Source organism: Pseudostreptobacillus hongkongensis (assembly GCF_001559795.1).
In the GTDB taxonomy this organism is placed as follows: domain Bacteria; phylum Fusobacteriota; class Fusobacteriia; order Fusobacteriales; family Leptotrichiaceae; genus Pseudostreptobacillus; species Pseudostreptobacillus hongkongensis.
This window is the reverse complement of sequence record NZ_LOHY01000076.1, coordinates 1-15,577: the sequence shown is the minus strand read 5'-3', so window position 1 is coordinate 15,577 and position 15,577 is coordinate 1. Positions and strand designations below refer to the sequence as shown.

General features: G+C 27.0%; 11 protein-coding genes. 1 reads left to right on the top strand and 10 read right to left on the bottom strand.

Annotated elements, in window-relative coordinates; translation table 11 throughout:
- Nucleotides 1-9: 9 nt before the first annotated feature.
- From priA to pflB, 10 genes are all read right to left on the bottom strand, one after another.
- Entirely contained in the window at nucleotides 10-1,941 is a 1,932-nt protein-coding gene (gene priA / locus AYC59_RS01845; protein WP_156445453.1) for a replication restart helicase PriA, read from the bottom strand.
- A 13-nt stretch (nucleotides 1,942-1,954) separates the two neighbouring features.
- On the bottom strand, nucleotides 1,955-3,940 hold the full coding sequence (locus AYC59_RS01840; protein ID WP_066894615.1) for a PASTA domain-containing penicillin-binding protein: 1,986 nt from the start codon (nucleotides 3,938-3,940) through the stop codon (nucleotides 1,955-1,957).
- Between the two features lie 2 nt (nucleotides 3,941-3,942).
- Nucleotides 3,943-5,376, bottom strand: a complete 1,434-nt coding sequence (gatB, locus tag AYC59_RS01835) for an Asp-tRNA(Asn)/Glu-tRNA(Gln) amidotransferase subunit GatB (RefSeq protein ID WP_066894613.1) — start codon at nucleotides 5,374-5,376, stop codon at nucleotides 3,943-3,945.
- Complete coding sequence (gatA, locus tag AYC59_RS01830; RefSeq protein ID WP_066894611.1) at nucleotides 5,363-6,802, bottom strand: Asp-tRNA(Asn)/Glu-tRNA(Gln) amidotransferase subunit GatA; 1,440 nt, start codon at nucleotides 6,800-6,802, stop codon at nucleotides 5,363-5,365. Before gatA ends, gatB begins: the two co-directional genes overlap by 14 nt.
- Nucleotides 6,795-7,091 carry an Asp-tRNA(Asn)/Glu-tRNA(Gln) amidotransferase subunit GatC gene (gene gatC / locus AYC59_RS01825; RefSeq protein ID WP_066894609.1) on the bottom strand — a complete coding sequence of 99 codons (297 nt, stop codon included), beginning with the start codon at nucleotides 7,089-7,091 and terminating at the stop codon, nucleotides 6,795-6,797. The genes gatA and gatC overlap by 8 nt, the downstream gene beginning before the upstream one ends.
- Before the next feature lie 132 nt (nucleotides 7,092-7,223).
- Nucleotides 7,224-7,421, bottom strand: a complete 198-nt coding sequence (locus AYC59_RS01820) for a hypothetical protein (RefSeq protein WP_066894606.1) — start codon at nucleotides 7,419-7,421, stop codon at nucleotides 7,224-7,226.
- Nucleotides 7,422-7,491: 70 nt separating this feature from the next.
- On the bottom strand, nucleotides 7,492-11,298 hold the full coding sequence (locus AYC59_RS01815) for an OmpA family protein (RefSeq protein ID WP_066894604.1): 3,807 nt from the start codon (nucleotides 11,296-11,298) through the stop codon (nucleotides 7,492-7,494).
- Between the two features lie 145 nt (nucleotides 11,299-11,443).
- Entirely contained in the window at nucleotides 11,444-11,815 is a 372-nt protein-coding gene (locus AYC59_RS01810) for a hypothetical protein (RefSeq protein ID WP_156445452.1), read from the bottom strand.
- A gap of 2 nt (nucleotides 11,816-11,817) precedes the next feature.
- Nucleotides 11,818-12,180 carry a hypothetical protein gene (locus tag AYC59_RS01805; protein ID WP_066894600.1) on the bottom strand — a complete coding sequence of 121 codons (363 nt, stop codon included), beginning with the start codon at nucleotides 12,178-12,180 and terminating at the stop codon, nucleotides 11,818-11,820.
- A gap of 88 nt (nucleotides 12,181-12,268) precedes the next feature.
- Complete coding sequence (gene pflB / locus AYC59_RS01800; protein ID WP_066894598.1) at nucleotides 12,269-14,503, bottom strand: formate C-acetyltransferase; 2,235 nt, start codon at nucleotides 14,501-14,503, stop codon at nucleotides 12,269-12,271.
- 277 nt (nucleotides 14,504-14,780) lie between these two features.
- Between pflB and gpmA the strand changes: the two genes are divergently transcribed.
- Entirely contained in the window at nucleotides 14,781-15,470 is a 690-nt protein-coding gene (gene gpmA, locus AYC59_RS01795) for a 2,3-diphosphoglycerate-dependent phosphoglycerate mutase (RefSeq protein ID WP_066894596.1), read from the top strand.
- Nucleotides 15,471-15,577 lie beyond the last annotated feature (107 nt).

The window sequence follows — 15,577 nt, the reverse complement described above, 5'->3', positions numbered from 1 at the left end:
TTTACCTTTCTAATTCATACTAATAGGATCTACGTCCACCAGTATTCTAACAGTTTTAGTACTTTGTTTTTTAATATTAAATAAAAATCTTTTATTTTTATTATACTCTTCATTATCAGTTTTTATATATATAACGTATCTATATTCTTCATTTAGTTTATATATCCCTGCTCTATCAGGAACACTAACTATATCAAAGTTATTTTTTAATTCTTTATATATACTTTCTGATTTCTTTAATGCTTTTTCTTCATTTTTAGAATGCACTATTACTTTTATCATTTTAGTAAAAGGTGGAAACTTTGTTAATTTTCTTAACTCCATTTCGTAATTATAGTAGGATATATAATCATTATTAACTATACTGTTGATAAGTGTGGAATCAGGCGTATATGTCTGAATTATTACCTTTCCAGGTTTTTTATCACGACCAGCACGACCTGCTGATTGTGTTATTAATTGAAACGTTTTTTCTCCTGCTCTAAAATCACTAAATTGTAATATTTGATCAGAATTAATTATACCTACTAAAGTAACATCTGGAAAATGAAATCCTTTTGCCACTATTTGAGTCCCTATAATTATCTTATACTTTTTATCTAAAAAGTCTGTGTAGGCTTGTTTTATTGCTTTTTCTGAACTCATAGTGGTAGAATCCATTCTTAAAATATTTTCCTGTCCAAATAATTGATTTAATTCTTCTTCAATTTTTTCTGTCCCTACTCCTAAATACTCTAATTTCTCAGATGAACAATATGGACATTTATTTGGCATTCTAGTTGTATACTCACAATGTGAACATTTCAAAATATTTTTTTGCTTATAATATTGTAAATTTACACTACACCTTGGACATTTAATTTTTTCTTCACAATCATGACACTTTATTAAAATGGAATGAGCTTTTCTATTAAGAATCAATATAATTTGTTCATCTCTTTTTAAAGTTTCTTTCATTTCATTTAAAAGTGTTTTAGATAGTAAGCCTTCTTCTTTTTCAAGATCAACTACTATAGTTTCTGGAAGATTAGCTCCATTAAATCTTTGATTTAAATTAATCAAATTAAACTTATTGTTTTCAGCATAAAAATATGATTCAAATGAAGGTGTTGCACTACCTAATATTAATTTAGAATTATCAAGCATACTTCTTTTAATTGCAACATTTCTAACATGATATCTAGCATTATCTTCTTGCTTATATGTATTTTCATGCTCTTCATCTATAATTATATATTTAAGATTTTTAACTGGAGCAAATATTGCTGATCTTGCTCCTATAACTATTTTAGATTTACCAGAATAAATTCTTTCCCACTCTTTAGTTTTTTTTGCTATGGTTGTTTTACTATGTATTATAGATATATTATCACCAAAAACTTTTTTTATGGTTTTAACCATCTGTGTAGTAAGAGAGATTTCAGGAACTAGAAATATAGTTCCTTCATCTCTTTTAAGAGCTTCTTCCATAAGTTTAATATATACTTGTGTTTTTCCACTACCTGTAACACCATGTATAAGGTGTAATTTTTCTTCTGATTTTTCTATATTTTCTACTGCTTTTAACTGCTCAAAATTTAACTCAATATCATTTTTAATTTTAAAATCGACATTTTCAAGTTTACTCATTCTATCTAAACTCATTTTTTCATAAGGCCCAAGTAACATAAAACTTGCATAAAAATCTGTAATGTAGTATGAGTTTATAAACATAGCTAATTTCAAAATATTTTCAGGTATAATAGGTATATCTTCTAACACCTTATTTATCTTCTTTATTTTAAAATCTCCTAAATCTTTTTCTAAACTTTCACGTATTACTACTCCTATAGTTTCCTTATTACTAAAATTAACTTCACAAAAAGTTCCTATTTCTAACTTTTCATCTGATTCATAAGTATATGTATTCATATATTTTTTCACATATATTTGATAATACATTAACCCCTCTTCTCTATTTAAGTTCAAGTATAATTTTACTTCCTTGTTTTATTACTGTACCTGGTTCTGGACTTTGACTAACAACTTTACCATTTCCTGTTATTTTAAGATTATACTTGCTTAAATCTAATTTCAATAAATTTTTCCTTGTAAGCCCTGTTAAATTAGGCATCAAATTAATATTTAAAGCTTTTTCTAAATCTTCTATTTTTTTATTATTATTTGTCTTATTTTCAACCGGTGTTTGTATATTCTCTTTAGTTTCTTCTATTGCTTCACTATTTGGTAATATATTATCTGCTTGTATAATTTTATCTACCATTTCACGAGCAACAGGAAGAGCAACTGCTGCACCATAATATGCTCCATGAGGTTCATCTAGTGTTATTAGTATAGAATATTTAGGTTTATCAGCTGGGAAAAACGTAAAGAATGATGAAAAATACTTACCATACTCATAACCATGTTCTCCCGCTTTTTGTGCTGTACCTGTTTTCCCACCTATTCTATATCCTACAAGTTTTAAAGCACTACCTGTACCAGAAGAAACAACACCTTCTAAAATAGATCTCATCTTAGCACTTGTTTCATCAGTTATAACCTTACTTTTTATAACTGTTTCTATTTGCTTAACTAATTTACCATCATTATCAATTATTCTATCAACAACTCTTGGTTGTATTAAATTACCACCATTAATTGTTGTATTTAAAGCTGTTAATATTTGTAATTGAGTCATATTTATACCTTGTCCGAAAGATACATTAGACCTTCTAACATCAGTAAAATCTTTGAAATTGAATAATTTATATGCACTTTCATAAGAAGTATCTATACCTGTTTTACTTCCTAATCCAAATTTAGATAAATAAGAATAAAATACTTCTGGTTCTAACATTTGTGAAATTTTAACCAATCCTACGTTTCCTGAATGTGCCATAATCTGAGAAACTGTCATATTACCTAATGTTGAATTATCATGATCTCTAATTATTCTATTTCTAACCTTAATAAATCCATTAGAACTTATTAAAGTATTTTCATCTATTTTACCTTCATTTATGGCTGAAGCCACTGTTATAGCTTTAAATATAGATCCTGGCTCAAATAACGATGTAATGTTATAGTTTTTAACTTCTGATAAATTAGTCGCTTTAGGATATGAATCCATAGCAATTATTCTACCTGTATCTGTTTCCATAATTATACCCATAGCTGAAACAGGTGTATATTTTTCAAAAGCATCTTTTAATACTTCATCTAATGAATATTGCATTATAGAATTAATAGATAATACCAAATTATTACCAGGAACTTCTTTTTCTACAACTTTTTGATCTATTAAATATTGAAGAGTATATTCTGCAACACTTGGAGAAAACGGTCTTGTTCCTGTAACTATACCATTTTTACCACTAAGAGCCTCATCATATTTATGTTCTACTCCATAAACACCCTTACCTTCTTTATTCAAATAACCAACTAAAGTTTCAAAAACTTCATTATCAACATATTTTCTTTTAAACACACTATTATAATGTATAAATTTATTTTTAAATACTTCTTTATCTTTCTTTTTTTCTTCTCTTATTAAAGTATCTAATTTTTTTCTTTGTTCCATAGTAATTAATACTTTTTCAAAAGGATAATATCTAGACTTTTCTTCTCTTTTCTTTAAAAACTTAGAAATATGTTCAGATTTAACAACTTCTGGAACTACACTATGTAATATATCAAAGAATTTATTAATTTCTTCTTCATCCTTAAATAAAGTTGGATCCAAAATAAAGCTTTGATATTCAAGATCAAATGCAAGTTCTAACATATCTGAGGTTAATATAGACCCTCTTTTAGCCCTTATTTCAGCCCTATATTTATTATTATACTTATACTCATCATGCTTAATTATTTGTATATAGAATAATCTTAAAAAAGAAACTAATATAAAAGCCAAAAATAGTAGTATATATATCTTAATATTTTTACTAAATCCTCTCATGACTATTCCTTACTCATATTTTTAATTAATAATTCTTGTACAAGTTGAGGGTTTGCTTTACCACGTGATATTTTCATTGCAGATCCCATTAAGGCTTTAATAGCTCTATCTTTCCCATTTAAATAATCGTTAACAGATTCAGGATTTTCTTCTATTACTTGTTTAACTATTTTTTCTATTTCTGATGTATCTGATATTTGAATTAACCCTTTTTCTTTAACTATTGTGTTTGGATCTTTATTATCTTCACACATAATTTCAAAAATATCTTTGGCTATCTTAGAACTTATAGTTCCTTCTTTTACAAGCTTTATAAGTTTCGCAAGATTTTCACTAGATACTTTAAATTCATTAATATCTATATATTCTTCTTTTAAAACTCTTAAAACTTCTGTAAGCATCCAGTTACTTGAAAGTTTAGGTTCATTTGTTAATTTAACTACATTTTCAAAATAGTTTGCAAGTTCAATAGATGTAACAAGATTTCCAGCGTCTACTTCTGATAATCCATAAATATTCATAAATCTTGATTGTTTTTCATCAGCAAATTCTGGCATTTCAGATTTTAATTTTTCTATTCTATAATCAAGAATTAAAACTCTAGGTAAATCAGGTTCTGGGAAATATCTATAATCCATAGCTTCTTCCTTATTTCTCATAGGACGAGTTATTCCTTTTTCATCATCCCAAAGTCTTGTTTCTTGAACAACTCTTTCACCTTTTTCAATAAGTTCCATTTGTCTATTTGCTTCATATTCTATAGCTCTTACAACTGCTTTAAATGAATTTAAGTTTTTAGTTTCTGTTCTTGTACCTAACTTATCACTACCTTTTTCTTTAATAGACACATTGGCATCACAACGAAGTGAACCAAGTTCCATACTAACATCACTAACACCAGTATATTTTAATCTTTCTTTTAAAGTATTTAAATATACATATGCGTCTTGTGGATTAGTTATACATGGTTTAGTTATTATCTCTATTAAAGGTATTGAAGCTCTATTAAAGTTAAGTATAGATTCATGTTTTGTATGTATACTCTTAGCTGTATCTTCCTCTATTTGTATTCTTTCTATTTCAACTCTAACTTCTTTATCGTTTCTTATAAACTCTAGATATCCATTTTCTGCATATGGTTTAAAATATTGTGTTATTTGATAATTTTTAGGTGAATCTGGATAGAAATAATTTTTTCTATCAAAATAACTTACTCTATTTATATCACAATTTAATGCAAGTGCTGCTTTTATTGCATAATTTAAAACTTCTTCATTAAGACGAGGAAGAGCTCCCGGCATACCTGTAGAAACTGGTGAAATACAAGTATTTGGATCTTTTGCATCATAGTTTGCATCTGCATTACACCAAATCTTAGTATTAGTTTTTAATTGGCAGTGCACCTCTAGTCCTATTACAATATCATATTCTTTCATACTCTATTTCTCCTCTTTCCATTTCATATTTATGTGCCACATTTAATATTAAATCTTCTCTAAAGTAATTTGATATTATTTGCATTCCTACTGGTAACCCGTTTATAAAGCCTACTGGCACTGAAAGTGCTGGAAGACCTGCAAGAGATATAGATACTGTATATATATCAGATAAATACATATCTATAGGATTACTTGATTTTTCACCTTTTTTAAATGCAGTTGTTGGTGTAGTTGGTGTTATAATAACATCTACATCTTTAAATGCATTAGCAAAATCATCTTTAATTAATCTTCTAACTTGAGATGCTTTTTTAAAGTATGCATCATAAAATCCTGAACTTAAAACATAACTTCCTATCATAATTCTTCTTTTAACTTCTGTTCCAAAGCCTTCAGTTCTTGTTTTTACATACATATCTTCTATGTTATCTGCATCTGCTCTATATCCATAACGTACACCATCATATCTTGATAAATTAGAAGATGCCTCAGCTGAAGAAATTATATAATAAGTAGAAATTGAGTATTTAGTATATTTTAAATCTATATCAACTAAAATCGCACCCATTTTTACTAATTTATCTAATGCTTCATCAATTTTTTCTTTCATTTCAGGATTTAATCCTTCAAAAAATTGTTTACTTATCCCTATTTTTAAACCTTTAATATCTCTATTTATTAATCCTGCATAATCAGGAACTTCTATATCTACTGTTGTTGAATCATATTCATCAACACCTGCTATTATTCCTAAAGTCTTAGCAACATCTAAAGAATTTCTAGCAATTATTCCTATTTGATCTAGTGATGAACTAAATGCCATTAGTCCATATCTTGAAACTCTTCCATATGTTGGCTTAAGTCCTACTGTACCTGTTAAGGCTGCTGGTTGTCTAACTGAACCTCCAGTGTCTGAACCAAGCGCTATAGGAACTTCACATGCTGCCACTGCTGCAGCTGCTCCTCCACTACTACCTCCTGGAACTCTTTCAAGATCCCAAGGATTTGATACACTTGAAAAACTTGAATTTTCATTTGATGAACCCATAGCAAACTCATCCATATTAGTTTTACCAACCAATACAACATTAGCTTCTTTTAATTTTTTTACTACTGTTGCATCATATGTACCATAATATCCTTTTAATATTTTTGATGCTGAAGTTGTTTCTTCATCAAGAGATACTATATTATCTTTTAAAGCTATAGGAACTCCTCTTAATGGAGTATTTTCTTTTATTTCATCTGCTTTTTCTGCTGCTCTTATAGCATGATCTTTTTCAACTGTTATAAAAGCTTTAATTTTATCATCGACATTTTCTATTCTTTCAAGAATATCTTTTGTAACTTGAACTGATGTGATTTTACCTTCAGATATTAATTTTTCTAATTCTGTGGCACTAAACTTATGTATATTATTCATCATTACCCCCTACAATAACAGGTAAAGAAACAAAATTTTCATCATGTTTAGGTGAATTATTAATAAATTTTTCTTTACTCATTTCCTCTTTTTTAATATCACTATGTAATCTTAATTCTATATCGTGCACATTATATAAAGGCTCAATATTTTCTAAATCTAATTCATTTAACTCTTCCATATAGTTTAGTATATTATTTAAATCCTCTTGGAATTTTTCTATAGTTATATCGTCAAAAGATAACTTACTTAATTTAGCAAGTTTTAGAACCTCTTCTTTACTTATCATACTAGCCCTCTTTCTATGTTCATTTTTTATTTTCATCTACTTTTAATAATAGCATATTTGCCCTTTTTTTTCAATTAAAACAAATAAAAACGGGAAGCACTTTTTTATGCTTCCCACAACAATTTTATTTATCTATATTCTTTTATTCTTTCCTATATAAAAACAGTATATGATAAAGGCTATTGCTAAAAGTATAACAACAGGATTTGTAACTATACTTATTATCAAACCTATTACAAATGCAAATGCTGAAAATATTAATGCAATAATGCCTAAAAATATTGAAAAAATAAAAACAATTAATACTAATGCAATAACTAATTCTAACATCAATTCCTCCTATTCTCTGTATTTATTATATACTTTTTTATATTAAATTGCAAATTGAATAAAAGACACATTAATGAATTTCTATTTCAACCCTTCTATTTAAACTATCATCTTCTTTACTTATAGGATACTTTTTACCAAATCCTTTATAATATATTTCAGATTTTAATTCTAATTCTGATTTTATATATTTATATACCTCTTCAGCACGTCTTTCAGATAACTTCTGATTATATTCATCAGTTCCAATTTCATCTGCATGTCCACTTAGAACTACAATTTCTGGCTTATTATCTTTAAAAATTTTTCTTATTTTTTCTTTATTTTCTTCAGATAATTCATATTTATCAAACTCAAATTTATCCACAACACTTTTAACAATCTTATTTTCCTTATTTAATAATCTTATATTATTCATATCTTTTTTTAATTTACTAATTTCTTCTAATAAACTTTCTATTTTTTCATTTAATTTATTATTTTCATCCTTCAATTCAACATCATTATTATTCTTTTCTTCTATCTTACCTAAATTTACATTAATACCAAAACCAAGACTAAAATTAAGTTTACTGTCTAAACTACTTGCTAGTTTATATATTACCCTTTTATTTTTATCACTACCAGAAATACCAAGTGCAACTGCTCCTTGTTTGTTGTAATAACTAGATCCTGCGCCAAAAGAAATATAATTTTTCTCACTAACTTGAGGTATCATAGCCATTGCAATAGCATTTGAAATTCCTGCATCAACTAATTTAAATCTATTTTCAATTCCTTTAACATCTAAACTCTGTTTATCTAAATACTCTCTAACATCAGTATCCTTGACTAATTTACCCTTAGGATCTAAAATATTACCCCCTTTAGAAAGTTTTTCTACAAATTTATTTTCATCAATATTTGAAGCATCAATATTTGCTTTATTGTCAATTTCATTTATTAAACTTTCAGATAATTTACTCTTATCAATAGAGCTATCCTTAATATCTATAACCAAATCTTTTGTACCTACTAATCTATCCTTACCATTTAGTATATTTAAAGTCCTACTTAGTATATCACCCTTAGTTTCAACACTAACAGAATTCAATTTTTTATCTACATCAAATTTATTATAGTATTTAGATATTAAATAATCTTTAATTACATTATCTTTAACTAAAGATCCATTAGTATTTTCTAAATTACCATTACCTACTTTTTCTATTATTGTTGTTTTTTCAACATTAGATAAATCTTTATTAGCTTTATTAGTTAAATCTATATTTCTAGCATAACCCTTATCATCTAATAGCTCTTTTAATGTTATGTCAGTTATAACACTACCAGAAGGACTCAAAACATTTGCACCTTCAGATAATTTTGATATAATGGCTTGTTTAGACTTAGCATCTATATTACTTCCATCTTTTTTTACATAATTATTCATCATATCTGCTAAATCATTTGAATTTAATTTACCTTCAACTAAACTATTTATTTCAGATTTACTATACACATCATTTTTATCAACTTTTTTATCCAAAATATCCTTAACCATACTATCTGTAACTAATTTACCTTTAGGACTAGATAAATTTGCTCCATCTGATAATTTAGATATATAATTTGTTACATTAATATTAGAAGCATCTATTTTAGCATAACTTCCTAAATCACTAGAATTAACTTTACCTTCTATTTCTTCTTTTAATGTATCTGAGAGTTTTTCTTTAGAAACTACTCCATTTTTAATTTCTAAGGTCACACTTTCACCTAAAACTTTACCATCTCCTGTTACTTCTAAAGTTGTTGAATTTATAATTCCTTTGTTTAACTTATTTGATAAAATCTCATTATCAACATTTGATAAATCATTATTTACTTTATTAGCTATTTCATTTTTAACTTCATATAATTGTTTACCACTTACAGCTTCTGTTGATGTAGAAGATATTTCTCCTTCTTTTACATAAACTATTTTTCTAAGTTTATCCTCTCTACCAACTGAAACTGAATTATTAACACCTTTTGAACCATTTCCAAGTATTATTGCATCATTAATATCTGTTGCATCTATATTAGAACCTAAAATATATACATTAGATCCATTAATCGTATTTTGCGAACCTATAATATATGAATTTTCCTTTAATATATTATTTCCACTCCCTATAGCTACCGAATTATTACCATCTACTAAATTAGTATCACCAATAGATATAGCATTTTCTTTAGTTGATATATTATCTTTTCCAAATGCTATAGATGAATTCCCACTAGCTATAGTATTAGTTCCAATTGCTATTGCATTTTCTCCAACATTAGTTAAGTCATTAAGAGTTAAATTATCTCTTAAATACTTAAGTCTTTCAGTTGCTGTTTTTAAGTTTTGTCCTTTTTCTGCTATTTCTCTTGATAGTGCTTCATATTCTCTTGCAAGTATTAAGTCTTTTTCACTAGGATTAATTGAGTTGTAGTTTGTTTCTGCTTGATCTGACTTATTCTTCATAGCTTCTAATTGTTTTTGTTTTTCAAGTATTGCATTCTTATTTATTCCTAATGCTATTTCAAGTTCTGATGTTAGTTTGTCTAATGTTATCTTATTTTTCTCTTTAATATCATCTATATTTTCTTTTTTCCATTTTTTATAAGCATCATGTCTTAAATTTTCCAAAGATGGTTTTAATTTAAATTCTTTTTCAATATTTTTCAATTCTTCTAAAGCAACCTTTTTCTTATCAAGCCATGTATTATTTCTTGTTTTTTCATATTCCCCTTGATAATATGCTATTTCATATTGTTTAGCTTTATAGTCAGCTTTCAAATTAAATACTTCATAAATTTTTTCCTTAATCTCAGGAGTTAAAAACATATCATTATTTTTATTAAAATATTCTCTAAATGCTTCTTTATACTTAGGTACTAAACTTACAACTTCATCATATTGATTTTTAGTAACTATATCTGTATTATGATTAATAGCTACTATATTTTTTTCTGGTGAATTACTCATATTTTTGAAAATATTTTTATTAAAATTATTATATTCAGAATTTAAGTTATCACTTACAGAAAAATACATATATTTATCTTCGGTATATATACCAGAATGTATATGATTTAAACCAGATAAATATATATACGGACTTATCGGATTAATATTATTTGTTTTATTTTTTGCAAATTCATCAAAAGTATATTTACTTGAAATCGTTTCATTTTCTCTCAAATCTCCTAATGCCCTATAATATGAACTAACATAGTCTTTATAGAAATCCAATGTTAAATTTAAATTAGTTCCATTTTCTGCTATTCTTTTTAACTCACCAGCTGCATGATTTAAACCTTCTTCACTTGAAATATTTAAGCCTTGAATTTTAGATAGTCCACTTAATCTACTATTTAAATCTTCTAATTTAGAATTATATTCTCTAAAAAATTCAACACTATTAGTTTTCTCCGTTTCATATTCTAATTTTAATCTATCCCATTCTTTTTTAGCATTTTCTTTAGCTTTTTTTATTTGCTCTACTCTTATTCCAGCTTCTATTGTTTCTCTTTGCCTTATTTTTATATCATTTACTTCTTTGCTTATTCTTAAAACTTCTTTTTCTTTATTAGATATCTCATCTAATTTTTCTCTATTTTCCCTCAACTTATTTTCTATGCTTTCTTTTGTTTCATTATTACCAGTTGCAACTGAATTTTTACCTATAGCTATAGAATTTCTTCCAGTAGATATAGATCCATCTCCTCTTGCTCTAGAATTTTCACCTAATTCTATACCTTTATTTTCTTCAACATTATTAATAACTATATTTATTCCTTCTGCATTTAAAATTGCAGAAAATATTAATAAAGTTAATAGTATTACTTTATTACTTCTTCTCATATTCCTCCCCTAATTAAAATATTGTAATTCTAATCTATCCCCCTTAAATAGTTAGATGTATTTTACATAAATATATTATCATAATTTTAATTTTATTTCAATTATTTTTTAAAATTAAATTAAAATGAGAGTTCAAAATCTCTCATTACATTAATTTGCCTTCTATAATTCCAGAAATAATAACATCAATATTATTTATTTCTAATTGTAATCTATAAAGTTCATATACAGATAACATTACTTTAATTGCTTCTTTTTCAGCTTTAGTTATAGTCTTTACTAAATGTCTTTGTTCACCTAAAAATTTAATTTTAGAAACTTTAGATTTAACTATTCTATCAAGTAAGTCTCCATGGTAGATATCTAATTTATCTTCTTCATCATTAAAATATGCTTCATAATTATTAAAGTCATCTATAATCCATTCATGTATACCCTCAAAAACAAATTCATAATCATTCTCATCATATTCTATTTCTTCACCTTCACCATCTACAGATACAAAAAGTTTATCCATATTTAAATAATAAGGCCCTTTATATTCATATCTAGCATACATTGAATATGGAACAAGATTATTTTTACTGCCTCAATACTAATATTTGCATTTTTAGGTGCATTTTTAGCCCTTATTAAATTATAGTCTTCAAATTCATCATATTCTACTTTTACCTTATTTCTAACAGTAGCTTCTAGTTGTTTTTGCTTTTTTAATAATTTAGACTTCACTTCTTCTAATTTCTTTATTTTACCTTCTTGTTCTACTTTATTAATTTCACTTTGATTAATAACATCAAAAAATTCTATACCATAAATATTATATGATTCTGAATATGTAAAAATACTAATTGCTAAACAAAATATTAAAATCAACCTTTTCATTTTCCATCTCCTCTCATAATATATATTATATCCCAAAAATTAAATAAGATAAATAAAAAGAGCCGCATCGCGGCTCTTAATTATTATCTTACATTTTGCTTGATATTGTTCTGTTTATAACATCTAATTGTTGTTCTTTAGTTAATCTTACGAAGTTAACTGCATATCCAGAAACTCTTATTGTTAATTGAGGGTAATCTTCTGGATGTTCCATAGCATCTTCTAATAAGTCTCTACCAAATACGTTAACATTTAAGTGTTGACCAGTTGCATTGAAGTATCCATCTAATAATCCAACTAAGTTTAATTGTTTTTCTACTCTATCTTTTCCTAAAGTATCAGGAGTTATAGCGAATGTGTAAGAAATTCCATCATTTGCATCCTCAAATGGTAATTTTGCAACTGAAGCAAGTGATGCAACAGCTCCATTTACGTCTCTTCCGTGCATAGGGTTTGCTCCTGGTCCAAATGGTGCTCCACTTCTTCTTCCATCAGGAGTATTTCCTGTTTTCTTACCATAAACAACATTTGAAGTAATTGTTAATAATGATTGAGTAGGTATAGCGTTTCTATACATTTTGTGACTTCTGATCTTGTTCATAAATCTTCTTGTAATTTCAACTGCTATGTTATCTGTTTCATCATTATTGTTACCGAATGCTACATAATCTTCACCTTCGTTAACATAGTCAACTGCTAATCCTTCTTCGTTTCTTACTATTCTTACTTTTCCTGATTTAATAGCTGCTAATGAATCTGCAACAATTGAGATTCCTGCTATACCAAAGGCTTGTGTTCTCTTAATGAATGTATCATGTAATGCTAATTCATAACTTTCATAAGCATATTTATCATGCATATAGTGAATGATATTTAATGCTTGAACGTAAGTCTTAGCTAACCAATCTAATACTTTATCATATTTTTCCCAAACTTCATCAAAGTTTAAGTAATCCCCTTTAATAGGTTCAAACATTCCTTCTGGAGTTACTTGAATTCCTTTTAACTCATCTTTACCACCATTAATTGTGTAAAGTAATGCTTTAGGTAAGTTAACACGTGCTCCAAAGAATTGCATTTGTTTTCCAACTGTCATTGGAGATACACAACATGCTATTGCATAGTCATTACCAAATTGAGGTTTCATTAAATCATCATTTTCATATTGTAAACTTGATGTATCAATTGAAACTTGTGCTGCGAATTTCTTCCATTCAATTGGTAATTTTTCAGACCATAATAATGTTAAGTTTGGTTCTGGTGATGGTCCGATGTTATATAGTGTTTGTAAGTATCTGAATGAGTTTTTAGTTATTAATGAATGAGTATCATCTAACATACCTCCAACAGATTCTGTAACCCAAGTAGGATCTCCACTAAATAATGCATCATATTCTGGAGTTCTTAAGAATCTAATAATTCTTAATTTCATTACGAATTGATCTATTAATTCTTGAACTTCTTTTTCAGTAATTTTTCCTTCTTTTAAATCTCTTTCAACATATATATCTAAGAAAGTAGATGTTCTTCCTAAACTCATAGCTGCTCCATTTTGGTCTTTAGTTGCAGCAAGGTAAGCTAAGTATAACCATTGAACAGCTTCTTTTGCATTTTCAGCTGGTCTTGATAAATCAAATCCATATGCATTACCTAAGTTTATTAATTTTTTAAGAGCTTTTACTTGTTCGAAGATTTCTTCTCTTAATCTTATAATATCTTCAGACATTTCATCTGGTTCAATTGCATTGTAATCTTTAACTTTTTCTTCTATTAATTTGTTTACTCCGTATAAAGGTACTCTTCTGTAATCCCCTATTATACGTCCTCTTCCGTAAGCATCAGGTAATCCTGTAATTATTCCAGTTCTTCTTGCTTTTCTAATAGCATCAGTATAAGCTGAGAATACTCCATCATTATGAGTTTTTCTATATTTTTCAAAGATTTCTTTTGTTTGAGGATCTAAGCTGTATCCAAAACTTTCTAATGAATTTTCAACCATTCTTAATCCACCATTAGGGAAGATTGCTCTCTTTAATGGTTCATCTGTTTGAACCCCAACGATTTGTTCTAAATCTTTGTTAATGTACCCTGCACCATAAGCATCTATTTGAGAAGGTATTTTAGTTTCTGTGTTGTAGATACCTTTTTCTCTTTCAATTGCTAATTTTGGTTTTAATAAATTCCATAATTCTGTAGTTGCTTCAGTTGGTCCTTCTAAGAAACTTCCGTCTCCAGTATACTCAGTATAGTTTAATCTGATAAATTCAGGAACGTTAATTTCACTAGTCCAAGAACCTTCTTTAAATCCTTTCCAAGCTTCCATAATTTCATCACCTTTCAAATTTTAATATTTATTCTACATTATTATTTTATATCCATTTAAAACAAAATTCAATATTTTAAACAAAAATAAATATGCAAGAATTTAAGAGGTGTCAGAAAACCCTTTATTTATGCCCTCTAAATAAAACGTTAAGTTTTGAACTTCTACATTTTTCCCTCTCTTTATTTCACGATAAGGAATTTTTTAACTTAAATTGATTTTTTATTCACTTTATTGTATAATAAAGTATAATTAAAAATAATTAGGAGGACTATCAATGAAATTAGTATTAGTACGTCACGGTGAAAGTGAATGGAATTTACAAAATAGATTCACTGGTTGGGTAGATGTTGACTTAACTGAAAAAGGAGTTCAAGAAGCTAAAAACGGTGGAGCTTGGTTAAAAGAAAATGGATTTAAATTTGATGTTGCATTCTCTTCATTCCAAAAAAGAGCTAACAAAACATTAAACTACATCTTAGAAGGAATAGACCAATTATACTTACCAGTATTCAAATCTTGGAGATTAAATGAAAGACACTACGGTGCACTTCAAGGATTAAACAAAGCTGAAACAGCTAAAAAATATGGTGATGAACAGGTTCATATTTGGAGAAGAAGTTTTGATGTTGCTCCTCCATTAGTAGAAGTAACAGATACTGAAAATTATCCTAAATTCCAAGATAGATATAAAGATATACCTGATGCAGAATGTCCAAGAGGAGAAAGCTTAAAAGATACTATAGCAAGAGTTTTACCTTACTGGAATTCAGATATATCTAAACAAATTCAAGCAGGTAAAGATGTATTAGTTGTTGCACATGGAAACAGCTTAAGATCATTAATTAAATACTTATTAAATATTGATGATGTTAAAATACTTGATTTAAACTTACCTACTGGTAAACCATTAGTATTTGAAATAAACGAAAACTTAGAAATCGTATCAGCTCCTGAATTATTCTAAGTATAGATAAAAGGCAAATGAGTTTAATAGCTCAAATGCCTTTTTTATTATAAATTTAAACTATAAAAAATCAAAATCAAAAATATATGTTAATGTCAATATAAAAA

Coding starts and splice junctions, on each gene's coding strand:
- pflB (WP_066894598.1), bottom strand. CDS start 14,503: ATGGAAGCTTGGAAAGGATTTAAAGAAGGTTCTTGGACTAGTGAAATT.
- gpmA (WP_066894596.1), top strand. CDS start 14,781: ATGAAATTAGTATTAGTACGTCACGGTGAAAGTGAATGGAATTTACAA.
- AYC59_RS01815 (WP_066894604.1), bottom strand. CDS start 11,298: ATGAGAAGAAGTAATAAAGTAATACTATTAACTTTATTAATATTTTCT.
- AYC59_RS01820 (WP_066894606.1), bottom strand. CDS start 7,421: ATGTTAGAATTAGTTATTGCATTAGTATTAATTGTTTTTATTTTTTCA.
- gatC (WP_066894609.1), bottom strand. CDS start 7,091: ATGATAAGTAAAGAAGAGGTTCTAAAACTTGCTAAATTAAGTAAGTTA.
- gatA (WP_066894611.1), bottom strand. CDS start 6,802: ATGAATAATATACATAAGTTTAGTGCCACAGAATTAGAAAAATTAATA.
- priA (WP_156445453.1), bottom strand. CDS start 1,941: ATGTATTATCAAATATATGTGAAAAAATATATGAATACATATACTTAT.
- gatB (WP_066894613.1), bottom strand. CDS start 5,376: ATGAAAGAATATGATATTGTAATAGGACTAGAGGTGCACTGCCAATTA.
- AYC59_RS01805 (WP_066894600.1), bottom strand. CDS start 12,180: ATGAAAAGGTTGATTTTAATATTTTGTTTAGCAATTAGTATTTTTACA.
- AYC59_RS01810 (WP_156445452.1), bottom strand. CDS start 11,815: ATGGATAAACTTTTTGTATCTGTAGATGGTGAAGGTGAAGAAATAGAA.
- AYC59_RS01840 (WP_066894615.1), bottom strand. CDS start 3,940: ATGAGAGGATTTAGTAAAAATATTAAGATATATATACTACTATTTTTG.